The organism is Streptomyces sp. NPDC005962, assembly GCF_040629205.1.
GTDB lineage: Bacteria > Actinomycetota > Actinomycetes > Streptomycetales > Streptomycetaceae > Streptomyces.
In genome coordinates this window covers 470,380-486,789 of the sequence record NZ_JBEXVE010000002.1, presented here as the reverse complement: position 1 = coordinate 486,789, position 16,410 = coordinate 470,380, and the positions used below count along the sequence as shown (strand labels likewise).

The 16,410-nt window shown below is 71.1% G+C and carries 12 protein-coding genes; 6 read left to right on the top strand and 6 right to left on the bottom strand.

Translation table 11 applies throughout. The features are described 5' to 3' along the window. The first annotated feature begins 1 nt into the window (after window position 1). Together ABZ370_RS05680 and ABZ370_RS05675 are read left to right on the top strand one after the other, a co-directional pair. On the top strand, window positions 2-922 hold the full coding sequence (locus ABZ370_RS05680; RefSeq protein WP_358616881.1) for a sugar ABC transporter permease: 921 nt from the start codon (window positions 2-4) through the stop codon (window positions 920-922). 57 nt (window positions 923-979) lie between these two features. Continuing rightward, window positions 980-1,870, top strand: coding sequence for a carbohydrate ABC transporter permease (locus ABZ370_RS05675; RefSeq protein ID WP_358617429.1), 891 nt, complete (start codon window positions 980-982; stop codon window positions 1,868-1,870). On the opposite strand, the gene ABZ370_RS05670 is transcribed toward ABZ370_RS05675, so the two are convergent. The 6 genes from ABZ370_RS05670 to ABZ370_RS05645 form a co-directional block, all read right to left on the bottom strand. After that, on the bottom strand, window positions 1,864-2,961 hold the full coding sequence (locus ABZ370_RS05670) for a LacI family DNA-binding transcriptional regulator (protein WP_358616879.1): 1,098 nt from the start codon (window positions 2,959-2,961) through the stop codon (window positions 1,864-1,866). The genes ABZ370_RS05675 and ABZ370_RS05670 overlap by 7 nt on opposite strands. 64 nt (window positions 2,962-3,025) lie before the next feature. Next, window positions 3,026-3,940, bottom strand: coding sequence for a carbohydrate ABC transporter permease (locus ABZ370_RS05665; protein WP_358616877.1), 915 nt, complete (start codon window positions 3,938-3,940; stop codon window positions 3,026-3,028). Beyond that, a complete protein-coding gene (locus ABZ370_RS05660) occupies window positions 3,940-4,824 on the bottom strand; it encodes a sugar ABC transporter permease (RefSeq protein ID WP_358616874.1) in 885 nt (294 codons plus the stop codon). Before ABZ370_RS05660 ends, ABZ370_RS05665 begins: the two co-directional genes overlap by 1 nt. Window positions 4,825-4,833: 9 nt before the next feature. Continuing rightward, window positions 4,834-6,165: an extracellular solute-binding protein gene (locus ABZ370_RS05655; protein WP_358616872.1), complete on the bottom strand. Its 1,332-nt coding sequence runs from the start codon at window positions 6,163-6,165 to the stop codon at window positions 4,834-4,836. 207 nt (window positions 6,166-6,372) lie between these two features. Then, entirely contained in the window at window positions 6,373-7,461 is a 1,089-nt protein-coding gene (locus tag ABZ370_RS05650) for a LacI family DNA-binding transcriptional regulator (RefSeq protein WP_358616869.1), read from the bottom strand. 117 nt (window positions 7,462-7,578) lie between these two features. Further along, entirely contained in the window at window positions 7,579-8,592 is a 1,014-nt protein-coding gene (locus tag ABZ370_RS05645) for a hydroxyacid dehydrogenase (RefSeq protein ID WP_358616866.1), read from the bottom strand. Between the two features lie 231 nt (window positions 8,593-8,823). Between ABZ370_RS05645 and ABZ370_RS05640 the strand changes: the two genes are divergently transcribed. The 4 genes from ABZ370_RS05640 to ABZ370_RS05625 all read left to right on the top strand — a co-directional run bounded on the left by ABZ370_RS05640 (window position 8,824) and on the right by ABZ370_RS05625 (window position 16,404). Beyond that, the gene (locus ABZ370_RS05640) at window positions 8,824-10,365 is read left to right on the top strand and encodes a glycosyl hydrolase family 28 protein (RefSeq protein ID WP_358616864.1); all 1,542 of its coding nucleotides are present in this window, start codon (window positions 8,824-8,826) and stop codon (window positions 10,363-10,365) included. Beyond that, window positions 10,362-13,802 carry an alginate lyase family protein gene (locus tag ABZ370_RS05635; RefSeq protein ID WP_358616861.1) on the top strand — a complete coding sequence of 1,147 codons (3,441 nt, stop codon included), beginning with the start codon at window positions 10,362-10,364 and terminating at the stop codon, window positions 13,800-13,802. The genes ABZ370_RS05640 and ABZ370_RS05635 overlap by 4 nt, the downstream gene beginning before the upstream one ends. After that, complete coding sequence (locus ABZ370_RS05630) at window positions 13,799-15,055, top strand: alginate lyase family protein (RefSeq protein ID WP_358616859.1); 1,257 nt, start codon at window positions 13,799-13,801, stop codon at window positions 15,053-15,055. Before ABZ370_RS05635 ends, ABZ370_RS05630 begins: the two co-directional genes overlap by 4 nt. 143 nt (window positions 15,056-15,198) lie before the next feature. Further along, window positions 15,199-16,404: an alpha/beta hydrolase fold domain-containing protein gene (locus ABZ370_RS05625; RefSeq protein ID WP_358616856.1), complete on the top strand. Its 1,206-nt coding sequence runs from the start codon at window positions 15,199-15,201 to the stop codon at window positions 16,402-16,404. The last annotated feature ends 6 nt before the right edge of the window (window positions 16,405-16,410 follow it).

Sequence of the window (16,410 nt, the reverse complement as noted above, 5' to 3'; positions counted from 1 at the left end):
CATGACGTCCGTCTCCACCCCCGCCCGGCAGGCCGCGGCCGACCCCCGGCGGGCCAAGGCCAAAGCGGGCTCCACCGGGTGGTTCTTCGCCACCCCGTTCCTGGTGTTCTTCGGGCTCTTCCTCGTCGTGCCGCTCGGCATCGGCCTGTGGATGAGCTTCACCGACACGAGCCTGACCGGGGCCGGTGGCAGCAGCTTCGTCGGCCTGGACAACTACACCGAGGCGATCGGCGACAGCCAGGTGTGGCGGACCCTGGGCAACACGGTCTGGTTCACCGTCCTGTCCTCCGTGCCCCTCGTGCTCGTCGCCCTCGTGATGGCCCTGCTGGTGTACACGGGGATGCCGGGACAGTGGCTGTGGCGGCTGTCCTTCTTCGCCTCGCATCTGCTGCCGGTCGCGGTGGTCTACCAGGTCTGGAACATGCTCTTCCAGCCGGACCGGGGCATGCTCAACGGCCTGCTGGACCTCGTCGGCATCGACGGGATCGGCTGGCTGACGGACGAGTCGTACGCGATGTGGTCCCTGGCGCTGGTGACCCTGTGGTGGACGGTGGGCTTCAACTTCCTGCTCTACCTGGCCGCGCTCCAGGCCATCCCCGACCACCTCTACGAGGCGGCCGCGCTCGACGGCGCCGGGGCGTTGCGCCGGCTGTGGTCCGTCACCCTGCCGCAGCTGCGCCGGACCACCGTGATGATCGCGGTGCTGCAGATGATGGCGTCGCTGAAGGTGTTCGACCAGATCTACCTGCTGACCAGGGGCGGGCCCGACGGGGCCACCCGGCCGATCCTGGAGTACATCTACGACACCGGCTTCACCAACTACCGGCTCGGCTACGCCTCGGCCATCTCGTATGTGTTCTTCGGAGTCGTCATCATCCTCTCGCTCGCCCAGTTGAAGATCTTCTCGCGCAGGGAGGACTGATCACCCATGGCCCCCGGAACACTTTCCCCCGCCGCGCGGAGAAAGCCGCGCTCGACCATGCCCCGGGAGGTGGCCCGGCGCCGCCGCCACGGCGGTGACCGCGCCTGGCACCCCACGCTCGGGACCGGCCCCCTCCCCCGCATCCTGACGCTGCTGGCGCTGGCGCTGATGGCGGTGGTGTGGCTGGTGCCGTTCGGCTGGGGCGTGGACACCTCGTTCAAGTCGGAGGTCGACGCGAGCACGTCGGGCGTCGACTGGCTCCCCGACGCGGGTTTCACCCTGAACGCCTACCGGACCATCTTCGCTCAGGGCAATCTTCCGGTGTGGGCGGTGAACAGCGTGGTGATCGCCGTGTGCGTGACGGCGCTCACCGTGGCGGTGTCGGCGATGGCGGCGTACGCCTTCTCGCGCACCCTCTTCCGCGGCCGCCGGGTGGTCTTCGCCGTCATCGTCGCCTCGATCCTGGTGCCGCCGCAGATCCTGATCGTGCCGCTGTTCCGGCAGATGCTCGCGATGAACCTCGTCGACACCTACGCGGCGGTGATCCTGCCGCAGGTGGTGGCGCCCGCGATGGTGTTCATCCTGAAGAAGTTCTTCGACGGCATCCCGCGCGAGCTGGAGGAGGCGGCCCGGATCGACGGGGCGGGCAACTTCCGGGTGTTCTGGAGTGTGGTGCTGCCGCTGTCCCGGCCGATCCTGGCGGCGGTGGCCATCTTCGTCTTCATCAACACCTGGAACAACTTCCTCTGGCCGTTCATCAGCACCAGCGATCCACAGCTGATGACGCTGCCGGTGGGGCTGTCGACCGTGAAGGATTCCACCGGGCTCCGGAACGCCCAGGAGTCGGCCGCCTCGGTCCTCGGCTCCCTCCCGCTGCTCATCGTCTTCATGCTCTTCCAGCGCCGCATCGTGAAGTCGGTGGCCACCACCGGTCTGGGAGGTCAGTGAACGTCCCCGTCCCTCCCGCCGCCCTCGGTGGACTCGCGGGTGCGCAGCGTGTGCCCGACGACCACCTCCCGGGGCGGTCGGCCCGGCGCGTCGATCCGTTCCAGCAGCAGGCTGACGGCGTGCCGGGCGATGGCGCCCTTGTCCGGGGCGACGGTGCTCAGGCTGGGTGTGCTGTAGCGGGTGGCCTCGATGTCGTCGAAGCCCATCACGGCCACGTCCGCCGGGACCCGTAGCCCGCGCTCGTACAGGGTGCGCAGCGCGCCGAGGGCCAGCGCGTCGTTGAAGCAGAACACGGCGTCCGGCGGTTCGGCCTCCGCCAGCAGCGCGTCCATCGCCCGCGCGCCCTCCCGCAGGTGGTAGCGGGGGGTCTCGCGCTCCAGCCGGGGGTCCAGCGGCAGCCCGGCCGCCTCCAGCGCCTGGCGGTAGCCGGTCCTGCGCAGCAGCGGCGTGCCGATGTACGGCTCGGGCTGCGGGCCGACGGCGGCGATCCGGCGGCGGCCGCCACGGATCAGATGGGTCACCGCCTCCCGGGCGGCGGCCACGTTGTCGATGACCACATGGTCGGTGAGGCCGCCGCTGGGCCGTTCGCCGATGAGCACGAGCGGCACGGCGCCGAGGTGGCCCGCGAGCGCGTGGCCGTGCAGGGCGAGCGGGCTGACCACCAGGCCGTCCACGATGCTGTCACCGAGGCCGTGGATGACGGACGCCTCCCGGTCCCGGTCGCCGAGGGTCTGCTCGATGAGCAGGGTGCGGCCGTGCGCCTCGGCCGTGGTGAGGAAGTGCCGTCCCAGTTCGGCGAAGTAGGGGACGTCCAGCTCGGGCAGGACCAGCGCGATCATGCCGGTGCTGCCGCGGCGCAGATTGCGGGCGGCCCGGTTGGGCCGGTATCCGAGCTTCCCGATGGCCCGCTCGACCCGCTCCCGGGTCGCGGGCGAGACATGCACGAAGCCGTTGATGACGTTCGACACGGTCTTCGGAGAGACCCCGGCGAGCGCCGCCACGTCCTTGACGGTGGCGCTCCGGGCCGCGCCCGCACGCGTCTCGCCCGGTGACGCCTCACTCTTCCCGGTCTGCTGGTTCGCGGCGGTCACCGGGCGATACTAGGCGCTGCTGGTGGCGGACGGTACCGACGGCCCCCGTGGGCGGCCGAGTGCTCTACTTCAGGGCTCCCAGGGTGACGCCGGTCCGCCAGTAGCGGCGCATCGCGGTCATCATGACGGCCAGCGGCACGATCGACAGCAGGGCGCCGGTCAGGACGAGGCTGGTCAGGTCGATGCCCGACTCCAGCCGTTTGCCGGTCCAGTTGTACAGGCCCAGGTTGAGGGTCCAGTTCTCCTCGCCGCGCAGCACGGTCAGCGGCAGGAAGAAGGCGTTCCAGGTGTTGACGAAGGCGAGCAGGAACACGGTGGCGCCACCGGTGGTCATCATGCGCAGCACGATGCCGAAGAAGATCCGCAGTTCCCCGGCGCCGTCCAGGCGGGCCGCCTCCAGGAGTTCGAAGGGGATCGTGGCCTCCGTGTAGACCTTGGCCAGGTACACGCTGAACGGGTTGATCAGGCACGGGATGAGCATGGCCCAGGGGGTGTCGACCAGCCCGATGGACGAGAACAGCAGGTACAGCGGCAGGGTGAGCAGGGCGATCGGGATCAGGAAGGAGCCCACGACGCACGCGAACACCGCCCCGCGCCCGGGGAAGTCGAAGCGGGCGAGACCGTATCCGGTGGCGAGGGCGATGAGGGTGCCGCCGAGCGATCCCACTCCGGCGTACAGGAACGAATTGGCGGTCCAGCGCAGGAAGATGCCGTGGTCGTAGGTGACCAGCTGGCGCAGGTTCTCCCACAGGTGCATGCCGGAGAACCACAGGCCGCCCGACTGGTACAGCCCGGTGCGGTCCTTGGTGGCGGCGACGATCAGCCACCACACCGGGAAGAGGCTGTATGCCCCGCCCAGGATCAGGCCGAGCAGCAGGAAGCGCTGGCCGCCGCGCCCGTGCGCGGCGCGGTCGGGGCGGGCGAGCCGTCGTACGGTGTGCGCCTCGGGCCGTTCGGTGGCGGATTCCGTCATCACCATCAGTCGGTCTCCTTCGAGGTCAGCCGGTAGAAGAGGAAGGAGGCCACTCCGAGGACGAGGGCGAGCAGCACCGACAGGGCGGCGGCGTAGTGGTAGTCGCCCGCGTTGAACGCCTGGTTGTAGACGATCATGATGGGCGTGAAGCTGTCGCTGACCGTCTGCGGCGTGACGTTCCGGAACAGCGCGGGCTCGTTGAAGATCTGCAGCATCTGGATGATGGAGAGCATGCCGGTCAGCACCAGCGCTCCGCGCACCTGCGGGACCTTGACGCTCCGTGCGATGCGCGCCTCGGAGGCGCCGTCCAGCCGCGCGGCCTCGAACAGCTCGCGGGGCACCGCCTGGAGCGCCGCGTAGATGATCACCATGTTGTAGCCGATGCCGTGCCACGTCAGCAGGTTGCCGATGGAGGGCCAGACCATCGAGGGCGCGAAGAAGTTCCAGGAGAGCCCGAAGAGCTTGCCGAGCGAGGTCAGCGGGCCGACATCGGGGCTGTAGAGGTTGATCCAGACGATGGCGGCCACCACCCCGGGGATCATGTACGGGATCAGCAGCAGCATCCGGAACCGGCCGGCCGCGCGCGAGGTGAGCGCGTCCAGGCACAGGGCGAGCAGCAGGCTGATGGCGAGCATCACCGGGATCTGGACGCAGGCGAAGAGGACCACCCGCAGGACGGAGGCCAGGAACGCCGGGTCGGTCAGGCCGTGGCGGTAGTTGTCCAGTCCGGCGAACGTCACCGTGGCGCCGCCGAGTCCGAGTCCGGACCGCTGCTCCCGGTAGAGGGACTGGTGGACCGCGTAACCGATCGGGATCAGGTAGAGGAAGACGAAGCCGAGCTGGAAGGGCAGCGTGAAGGCGGCTCCCTTCCAGCGCTGGGAGCGGATCATGCGGGCCCCTCAGTTCTTGACGCTGATGCCACGGGACTTCAGGTCTGCCACCGTCCACCGCTGCATATGGGCCAGCAGGTCGGTGACCTTCTGCCGCTTGTTCAGGACCTTGGCCCAGCCGGTCTGCAGTTCGGTGAACATCGCGGTCCAGTCGGTACCGAAGACCCAGTCGGTGGTGACGGTGTTCAGGCTGTCGGTGACCACTTTCTTGCCCGGCTCGTAGTTGTCCCCGAGCAGCTTGGCGGAGAGCGACTTCTCGGCGTACGACGCACCGTCGGCCAGCGCGGGCATGACGCCGTTGCCGGTCTCCGGGCTCGCCATGGTGGACACGGCACCGGTGTCGGTGGACATCCACAGCGCCGCGGCGGCGGCCTGCTCCTGGTGCTTGCAACTCTCGGTCACCAGGGTGAGCCCGCCGCTCTGGTTGGTCCCGGCCGGGGTCTTGGCGGGCTCGCCCGGGAAGGCGGGCCACGGGGAGAGCGCCCACTTGCCGCTCGACTTGGTGAAGTTCTGGACCATACCGGCCATCTGCCAGGTGGAGATGTGCCGGGTCGCGGTGCGGCCGTTGTCGTAGTTGCGCTGCACGGCCGCGTAGTCGGCGAAGGAGAGCGAGGAGTTGAGATCGTTGTCGATGATCTGCTGGATGACCTTCGCCGCCTTGAGGGTGCCGGAGTCCTGGAAGTTCACTTTCCAGGCGTTGCCGTCGATGGCGTACCAGTGCGCCCCGGCCTGCATCGCGAGGACTTCGAGGGTGCTCGGGTCCTCGCCCGCGTAGTTGGTGACGCGGATGCCGTGCTTCTTCAGCACCTTCCCGGCGGCGATGAAGTCGTCCCAGGTCGCGGGCGGCTTCAGGCCGTACTTGGCGAAGATGTCGGTGCGCAGGATGGTGAAGGCGGGCGCGGAGGCGGTGGGGACGCCGTAGACCTTGCCCTGCACCCCGGCCCCCGCCCACGCACCGGCGTTGAACTTCTCCTTCGCGGACCCGACGTACCGGGTGATGTCGGCGAGCACGCCCTGCGAGACCAGGGTGGTCACGTATTCGGCGGTGTTCTGCACCAGGCAGGGGGCCTTGCCCGCCTTGACGGCGTTGGTCAGCTGCTTCTGCATCGTCAGCTGGTCGGTGACCTTGGTGTAGTCGAGCTTGATGTCCTGGTGGCTCGCGTTGAACGCCTTGACGACGGCGTCCTGGCCATTGGCCCAGCCCCAGTAGGGGAGGGTGACCGGGCCGGAGTCCCCGGAGGACCCGGGGCCGGAGCCACCGCAAGCGGAGAGCAGACCTGTCAGCGCGAGACCCGCGACGGCGGCGCGGGCGAACCTTCTCCGGGGCAGGGTGACATTCATCTGACCGTGATCCTTTGAATGTGGGCGTTCTCGGAACGCGAGGACGGCGGCTCGGTGATGGCCGGCAACGGCGGACGGAGGCCGGGCGTGAGAAAACGGTAGTAACCGGTTGCTGTGGACGGTAGGCCGGTTGGTCTGCACTCGACAAGAGGCCGGACGCGATGAGTTGCCGGAACCGGTTACGACAGTGGTGCGCCGGGGCGGCGGTCAGGAACGGCGGGCGGGCGGCTGGACGGACTTCCGTACGACGACATGGGTGCCCAGCACCAGATGGTCACCGTCGCCGCCCGCGCGGCGGCCCGCGCCACCCTCGCGCCGGTCGGCCACCGCGCGCAGCGCGGCCCGCCCCATCTCCTCGTACGGCACATGAACGGTCGTCAGCTGCGGGGTGAGCTGCGAGGCCAGCGGAATGTCGTCGTAGCCGACGATCGAGACATCCTCGGGGACCCTCAGCCCGGCGGCGCGCAGTGCCTGCATGGCGCCCGCGGCGACCACATCGGTTCCCGCCAGCACCGCCGTGAAGGCCTGCTCGCGGCGCAGGCCCTCCTCGACCGCCTCGTATCCGTGTCCGTAGTCGTACGGGCCGTGGAGCACCATGCCGGGGTCGAACGGGACGCCGTACGCCTCGAAAGCCCGCCGGGCGCCCCTCAACCGGCCCTGGGCGGTGGTGAGTTCGGAGTGGCCCGGCAGCACGAGGACCCGGCGGTGTCCGGCGGACAGCAGATGGCTGGCCATGGCGTAGGCGCCGCCCTCGTTGTCGTAGTCGACCGTGGTGGCCGCCACGTCGCCCTCCAGCGGCGGCCTGCCGACCAGGACGAGGCGCGATCCGGCCGCGTCGAGGGAGCGGGCGAACCGGGCCATCCTCAGCTGGTACTCGTCGACGTCGTACGCACCGCCGAGCAGGACCACCGCGGCCACACCCTGCTGGCGCATGAGGTTCACCAGCGCGAGTTCCCGCTCCGGGTCGTCCCCGGTGGTGCCGACCAGCGAGAGCCAGCCGCGCAGCGTGGCCGCGCCCTCGACTCCCTTGGCCACATGGGCGAAGGCGGCACCGGTGATGTTGTTGATGAGGATGGCCACGGTGGGCGTGCCGCCCCCGGCCAGCGAGCGGGCGTGGGCGTTGGTGACGTAGTCCAGGTCCCGGACGACCTTCATCACCCGGCGGCGCAGCTCCTCCGACACCGGATAGTTGCCGGACAGGACGCGCGAGACGCTGGCGACGGAGACGCCCGCGCGCTCCGCCACGTCGCGGATGGTGGCCCGTCCGGCGCCGCCCGACGCCTTGCGCTCGCTCACCGTAGCGGCTCCTTCACCGTAGCGACTTCCCCACCGGCCGGGCCGGGGCCCGCCCTGCACCGGTGCGGAAACCGTATCCCATCGTTACTCCCCGGTGGCGGGCCGCCGGGGCGGCCGTCAGGCGACGCGGGCCAGATCCGCATGCCGCACCTCGTGGGCCAACGGCAGCCCCGCCGCCAGGCGTTCCAGCTCATCGGTGACGACACGGCCGAGGCGGGCCAGTTCGTTGCCGAGCGAGCCGGCGATGTGCGGGGTGAGGAAGACGTTGGGGAGCGTGTACAGCGGGGAGGCGGCGGGCAGCGGTTCGGGGTCGGTGACGTCCAGCACCGCGCTCAGGCGGCCCGCGACCAGCTCGTCGGTGAGGGCGGAGGTGTCGACCAGCGCGCCCCGTGAGGTGTTGACCAGCACGCCGCCGTCCCGGATGAGGGCGAGCCGTTCGCGGTCCAGCATCCGGTGGGTCTCGGGGATGTCGGGGGCGTGCAGGCTCACGATGTCGCTGCGGCGCAGCAGGTCCTCCAGGGGGAGTGGTTCGGCGCCGAGCGCGGCGGCCTCGGCGGGGTCCACGTAGGGGTCGTACAGCGAGACGGCGAAGTCGAACGGCCGTAGCAGTTCCAGCAGTCGGCGGCCCACGCGTGAGGCGCCGATGACGCCGACCCGGCGGCCGAGGTTGCCGGTGGCCGCGGTCTCGGCGGGGGACGGATGGGTGTGGGTGGCGCGGAAGCGTTCACGGTGGGCGAAGGCGCCCTTGCCCGCGAGCAGGATCATGGCGAGGGTGTATTCCGCGACCGGCAGCGCGTTGCCGGTCACCGCGCTGGACACGGTGACTCCGCCGTCCCACAGGGCGTCGCCGATCAGCGAGCGGACGGAGCCCGCGGCGTGCAGGACGGCGCGCAGTTTCGGCGCCGCGACCAGGGCGTCCGCGTCGAGGCGGGGGCAGCCCCAGCCGGTGATCAGTACCTCGGCCCCGGCCAGCGCGGGGGCGGCGGCGGGGTCGGTGAGGTCCCGTACGACGAGCGCGGTGTCGATGTCGGCCACCTGCCGGAGCCGCTCCATGAGCGGCGGCGGGAAGAGCAAGGGCAGATGCACCGGGTCCATGACGAACACGGCTCTCGGCGGCTGGGCACTGGGCATGACTCTCCTGAGGCGCCGGGGAAACACTCTTGTAGAAACACTTCCAGAAAGCGTCTTCTAACGTAGATCTGACGGGAAGGCGGGTCAATCGGCAGGCCGTACCCCGCCGAGGAGAACCGATCCTTTCGAAAGTGCACCCAGACCCTTGACTCCGTTTCCGGACTGGGCGGAAGCTCTGGCCACTTGGCCGCAGTAACCGGTTTCCGATTTCCACTGCGCAGGGAGTCAGCCATGAATCCATCCTTGTCCCGTCGCGCCACCCTTCAGGCGGCAGGCGCCACCGTCCTCGCCACAGGCCTGACCGGCACCACCGGCACCACCGCCACGGCCGCCGGGGCCGGTGGCGCGGCGCGGCTCGTCACCTATCCGGTGCCCGCGGGAGCCCCCGTGAAGACCGACAGCTTCACCGTCAAGGTCCGTACCCCCGGCGGCAGATGGCGCAGGCTCGGCACCTATCTGGCCACGCTGAACCTGGTCGACACCACCACCGGGAGCGGGCGGCAGCAGAACTCGACGCTCGCGCACTTCGACTTCTCGGGAAGCGTCGATGTCGAGGTGACCCGCCTCAAGGGCGGCGTCGGCACGGTGCGGATACGGCCCGACTCGTACGGCATCACTCCCCAGGTGCGCGGAAACACGGCCCGGTTCCGGCTCACCGAGCCGCGCAACCTGATCGTCCAGGTCGACGACCAGATCTTCGACTGTCTGCATCTGCTCGCCCGTCCCCTGGAGACGGACCGCCCCGCCGCCGGCGATCCGGACGTCATCCACTTCGGCCCCGGGGTGCACACCACCCCCGGGGGCACACTGACCGTGCCGTCCGGCAAGACCGTCCATCTGGACGGCGGCGCGGTCCTGACGTCCCGGGTGATCTTCAAGGACGTCGAGAACGCGCGGCTCACCGGACGCGGTGTCATCCACGCGGCGCCCGGCGGCGGCGTCACCGTCGAGGGGTCGAAGCACATCGCCATCGGCGCCGTGACGATGCTCAACCCGGGCGGATACGCCGTCACCATCGGCGAGTCGGAGCACATCACCCTCAGCGGCATGGCCGCCTTCAGCTCCAAGGGCAACGGCGACGGCATCGACGTCTTCTCCAGCTCCGATGTCACGATCGACGGTGTCTTCATGCGCAACGCCGACGACTGCGTGGCCATCTACGCCCACCGCTGGGACTACTACGGCGACACCCGCGACATCACCGTCAAGAACTCCACCCTCTGGGCCGACGTGGCGCATCCCATCAACGTGGGCACGCACGGCAACACCGACGCGCCCGAAGTCCTGGAGAACCTGACCTTCAGCAACCTCGACATCTGCGACCACCGCGAGCCCCAGACGGGCTACCAGGGCTGTATCGCGCTCAACCCTGGCGACAGCAACCTCATCAAAAACGTGCGCGTCGACGGTGTCCGCGTCGAGGACTTCCGGCAGGGCCAGCTCATCCATATGCGGGTCATGTACAACGCCAAGTACAACACCTCGGTCGGACGCGGCATCGAGGACGTGTACGTCAAGGACCTCAGCTACACCGGCACCCACGGCAGCCCGTGTCTGCTGCTCGGCTACGACGCCGAGCACGCCATCAGACACGTGACCTTCGAGAACCTCACGGTGGGCGGCACGGTCATCGCCGACAGCATGAAGAAGCCGACCTGGTACCTGGCCTCGGACTTCGTCCCCCTGCACGCCAACGAGCATGTGACGAACCTCCGGTTCCTCACCACCGCCGAGGCCACCTCCGAGGCCACCGCCGGGACCACCGCGTCATGACGGCCCCGGCACCGGGCCGCCGGGGCTTCCTCGGCGGCGCCGCGGCCCTGCTGCTGGCGTCGGGCGGCGCGAGCGGCCCGGCCGTGGCCGCGGCGGCGCGGCCGGGCCGGGGCACCGGCCGGGCCTTCGTCCACCCCGGGCTGCTGCACGGCGCCGCCGACCTGGCCCGGATGAAGGCCGCGGTCGCCGCCCGGCAGTCCCCGGTCCACGACGGCTACCTGGCGCTCGCGGCGAGCCCCCGCTCGTCGGCCGCGTACACCGTGCGGAACACCGGCCAGATCACCTCGTGGGGCCGCGGCCCGGCCCGGTTCATGAGCGAGGCCGTCGCCGACTCCGCCGCCGCCTACCAGAACGCCCTGATGTGGTGTGTCACCGGCGACCGTGCCCACGCCGACAAGGCCCGCGCCATCCTGGACGCCTGGTCGGCGTCGCTCAGCGCCATCACCGGGGCGGACGGACCGCTCGGCGCCGGGCTGCAGGCCTTCCTGTTCGTCAACGCGGCCGAGCTGCTGCGGCACACCGGCTACGACGGCTGGGACCCGGCGGCCGTCGCGGCTTGCGAGGAGTCCTTCCTGCGCGTCTGGTATCCGGCGGTGTCCGGCTACATGCTCTACGCCAACGGCAACTGGGACCTCACCGCGGTCCAGACCATCCTGGCCATCGGTGTGTTCTGCGAGGAACCCGCGCTCTTCGAGGACGCGCTGCGGTACGCCGCGGCCGGTGCGGGCAACGGCAGCGTCCGCCACCGCGTCGTCACCGACGCGGGCCAGGGCCAGGAGAGCGGCCGTGACCAGGGCCATGAGCAGCTCGCGGTCGGCCTGCTCGGCGACGCCGCCCAGGTGGCCTGGAACCAGGGCGTCGACCTGTGGGGCTTCGACGGCGACAGAATCCTGGCGAACGTCGAATACGCCGCCCGCTACAACCTCGGCGGCGACGTCCCCTTCTCCCCCGACCTGGACCGCACCGGCAAATACCTCAAGACGCAGGTGTCGGACAAGGCGCGCGGCACCCTGCCACCGGTCTACGAGATGGCATACGCGCACTACGCGGGCGTACGCGGCCTTAGCCCCCCGCACACACAGCGCGCGGTCTTCCGCGGCACCGGCGGCGCCCGCGCCGTCGAGGGCGGCAACGACGACCTGCCGGGCTGGGGCACACTCGCCTACGCCGGGGCTCAGCCCTCCCCCGCCGCGCCGACGCCACCCGCCGGGCTCACCGCCACCGGCGCCCGCCACTCCGTCACCCTGGCCTGGCTGCCGTCCGCGTGGGCGACCGGCTACACGGTCCGGCGCGCCACCGGCCCCGACGGCCCGTACGAGCGGATCGCCTCCGGGGTCGCGACACCCGCGTACACCGACCGCGCCGTGCGCACCGGACGGACCTACCACTACACGGTGAGCGCCTCCAACACCTCTGGTACGAGCGGCAGTTCCGGCCAGGTGGCGGCGACGGCCGGGCTGCCCGGACCGTGGGCGGCCCACGACGTGGGGACACCGCGGATTCCGGGCTCCGCCACCTTCGACGGCGAGCGCTTCGTCCTGGAGGCGGGCACCACCGCGGACACCTGCCACCTGACGCATCTGCCGCTGCACGGCGACGGCACGGTCACCGCGCGGATCGTGTGGCCGCTCAGCTCGCAGTACTCCGCGGTCGGCCTCACGGTCCGCGGCTCCCTCGACACGGACGCCCCGCACGCCTCGATGCTGATCCAGGGCCTGCCGCTGCACACCTGGAGCGGTGTGTGGACCGTGCGCCCCTCGGCCGGGGCCCCCGCATCGGCCACCGGCGGCACCCCCGTGCCACCGTCCCAGCGGCAGGCCATCACCGCCGACGCGGCGTTCCCGATCTCCGACCTCGGCACCCTGCCCGCGTCGGCCACCCCGCTGGAGGCGCCCTGTGTCGAAGGCGCGGGCGACGGCTACCGGCTGCGGGCCCCGTACTGGGTGCGGGTGACCCGCCGGGGCGGCCGCTGCACCGGCGCCATCTCCCCGGACGGCGTCCGGTGGACCGAGGTGGGCTCCACCGAGGTCCGGCTCGGGCGCACCACCTACGCGGGCCTCACCCTGACCTCCTGCCTGGGCGCCGACGAGCCGTACGCCGAGACCGGTACCGGCGCCTTCGACAACGTCACCGTGACCACCCCGGCCGGACCGCTGTGGACCGTGCCCCGCCCGGTGCGCACCGCCACCGGACTGCGGGCACGGACGGCGGCCGACGCCATCGAGCTGACCTGGACCGATCCGGACCCCGCCGCCCGGTACACGGTGCTGCGGGGCGAGCGCGCCCACGGCCCGTACGAGACCGTCGCCACCGGCGTCGGCCCGGTCGGCTTCGGCACCCGCATCCGGTACCCGGACGCCACCGGGACCCCCGGGCGGACGTACCACTACGCCGTGGCGAAGACGAACCGTGGTGGGCGCGGGCCCCTCTCACCGCCCGCGAGCGCCCGTATGCCGACCCCTTCTGTGCCCCAACTCACCTCCAGCGACGCGGTGTTCGCCAATCTCGGCGTCCCATTCCGCCATCTCCTCCGCGCCACCCACGAGCCGGTACGGTTCACCGCCACGGGCCTGCCCGGTGGCCTGCGCGTCGACGAACGCACCGGGCTGATCTCCGGGTGCCTCACGGCCACCGGCACCTTCACGCTCACCACTCACGCGGCCAACGCGTCCGGCACCGCCACCGGCACCCTGACCCTTGACGTCGGCACGCCGCCGCCCGCGCCCTGGTCGTACGGCGACCTCGGCGATGTGGTGTTCGACGAGCGCGCCCTCGGGACCTGCGGCGTGGTGGCCGTCCGCACCCCCGGGAGCACTGCGTACGACGCGGGGACGTTCACTGTTCGCGGTACCGGGAGCGATCTCAGCGTCAACGGGCAGGGGATGACGGGACAGTTCGTCCGCAGATACGTCAGCGGCGACTGCGAGATCACCGCCCGGCTTCTGACGCGGGCCGGTGCCACGGACGCCGACCGGGTCGGGCTGCTGATGGCCAAGTCCCTGTCGCCGTTCGACCAGGCGGCCGGGGCGATCGTCACGGGCGGGAGCACCGCGCAGCTCATGCTGCGCCCGATCGTGGCGGGCCCGTCGGCCTTCACGGGCGCCTCCGCCGTCGCGGGCCCGTCCGCCGTCACCGACGCCTCCGCCGTCACCAGCGCGTCCATCATCACCAGCGCGTCCATCGTCACCGAAATCGGCCGCCTCGCCCCGCCCTGCCTGCTGCGGCTGAGGCGTACCGGGACCGTCTTCGCCGCGGCCGTGTCCACCGACGACGGCGCCACCTGGGTCCCGCTCGCCGAGGGCACCGTCCCCGGCTTCGGTGACGCCCCGTACCACGTGGGCCTCGTGGTCTGCTCCCGCGATCCGCTGGCCCGCACCACCGCACGGTTCGACCGCGTCCACCTCACCCCCCTCCAGAGCGGAGACACCCCACGATGAGCCGCGACCACATCCCCACTCCCCCGCCCGCGCACCGCCCGGCCCGCCGCACCCTGCTGCGGTCCGCGGCCGGTCTCACCGCCGCACTCGCCACCGGCGCCGCGGCGGCCGCTGCCACCGGCGGCACCGCGGACGCCGCGCCCGCCACCTTCACCCACCCGGGCATGCTGCACGCCTACGGCGAACTCAACCGCGCCAAGGTGCGGGTCGCCGCTGGTAACGAACCGTGGCTGTCCGGGTGGAACCGCCTGGTCGCCAACCGCCACTCCGCGAGCACCTGGGCCCCCAACCCCCAGAAGACCATCATCCGCGGCGGCACCGGCGAGAACTACGGCATCCTCTACAACGATATCCACGCCGCCTACCAGAACGCCCTGCGCTGGAAGATCGCGGGAACCACCGCGAACGGCGACACCGCCGTCGCCATCCTGAACGCCTGGTCGGCCACGCTCACCACGCTCACCGGCAACGCGGACCGCTTCCTGGCCGCCGGGCTGTACGGCTACCAGTTCGCCAACGCCGCCGAGCTGATGCGCGGCTACAGCGGATTCGACCTCGGCCGCTTCCAGACGATGATGCGCAACATCTTCTACCCGCTCAACAACCAGTTCCTCACCGGCCACAACGACGCCTGTATCACCAACTACTGGGCCAACTGGGACCTGTGCACCATGAACTCGGTCCTTGCCATCGGAATCCTGTGCGACGACGCGGCGAAGTACGACCAGGCCGTCACCTACTTCAAGAGCGGCGCCGGTAACGGCTCCCTCCGCCACGCCGTCCCGTATGTGTACGACAACGTCGACGGCTACGCCCTCGGGCAGTGGCAGGAATCCGGCCGGGACCAGGGCCACACCATGATGGGCATGGGCCAGCTCGGCGCCTTCTGCGAGATGGCCTGGTCCCAGGGCGAGGATCTGTACGGCTACGACGGCAACCGCTTCATGAAGGCCGCCCAGTACGTCGCCAAGTACAACCTCGGCCAGGAGGTGCCCTTCACCACCTACACCTGGGGCTCCGGCCAGAACTGCGCCCAGCAGTCGCACACCGTGATCTCCGCCGCGAGCCGCGGCCAGGCCCGGCCGGTCTGGGACCAGCTGTACTACCACTACGGCCGCAGGCGGGGCCTGGACGTGCCGTACATCAAGGCCATCGCCGAGAGTGTCCGGCCCGAGGGCGGCGGCGGTGACTACGGCTCGACCAGCGGCGGCTTCGACCAGACCGGCTTCGGCACACTGCTGTACGCCAAGTAGCCACGCGCCCCCGGACCCGGCCCGGGACCCGCGTGGCCGGGCCGGTTCACCTCGTGGCTACCCTGAATTCCCGAGCTGGGCCCTCCTCACTGCTGACGGCGCCTGAGCCACCTCGACGACAGCGAACAGGAGAACGGCCCGACATGAACGCCCGTGTCCGCATACCCACCCCCAGCGCCCTGCCCCGCTGGGCGCGCCGCGCAGGTCTCGGCCTGGGGCTGGTGGTCTCGGGGCTGGTGGCGCTCGTCACACTCGGCGCGGTCGTCCCGGCCATTCCCGTGCTCGGGTATTACGCGACCACCTGGGTCGGCCCCCGGCCGCTGTGGTACGTGGTCTTCGGACTGGTCATCGCCGTGGGCGCGGTGGTGGCGTGGAGGCGCGGGAGGCGCCGGACGGCGGTGTGGACCACCCTCACCTCGGCGGTCACCGCCATCGGCGCGGCCACCGTCCTGATCACGCAGCTGCTCTACGCCCACGCCCAGAACGTTCCGCTGTCCGCCGCCGACATCCTCGCCGTCGACCAGCCCACGGCCCCGCCGGACCACGTGTTCGGCTACGACCACGTCGAGGGCCGCACGCTCAAGGCCGGGCTGTGGGCGCCGCGCGGGGAACACCGCCAGGGCGACAAGCCCATGGTGATCTGGATTCACGGCGGCGGATTCGCCACCGGCAGCCGGAACCAGCGGGCGGGCGACTACCGCTGGCTCGCCAACCACGGCTACCCGGTCCTGTCCATCGACTACCGGCTCACGCCGCCGCCGCGCTGGAAGGACGCCTCCGACGATGTGGTCTGCGCCATGTCCCGGCTCGCCAGGATGGCCCGCCCCTACGGCGTCGACACCTCCCGCACCGTGCTGGTGGGCGGCTCCGCGGGCGGAAGCCTCGCGCTGAACGTCGCGTACGGGCTGGAGACCGGCCGTATCGCCAGCAGCTGCACCGCACGGCTGCCCGCCCCGCCGGTCGCCGTCGCCGGGTTCTACCCCGCCGCGGACCTCAAGGGCACCTGGCAGGACAACGGCCTCCTGGGCTACGGGCGCGAGATCACCGAGGAGTACACGGGCGGCACCCCCGCCCAGCACCCCGAGCGCTACGACTACGCCTCCGCCATCAACCGTGTCCGCCCCGGTCTGATGCCGTCCCTGCTGGTCACCGGCGCCTCCGACCACCTCATCCGGGAGTCCCGGGTGCGCGGGCTCGCCGACCGGCTGCGCCAGGCGCATGACGACGCCCAGTTCAACGCCATTCCCTACAGCGACCACGCCTTCGACGACACGTACCACAGCATCGCGGGCGCGGTCGGCCGCAACCTCCTCCTGCGCTTCCTGAACGGCACGACACCCCGCGCCTAGGGCGCG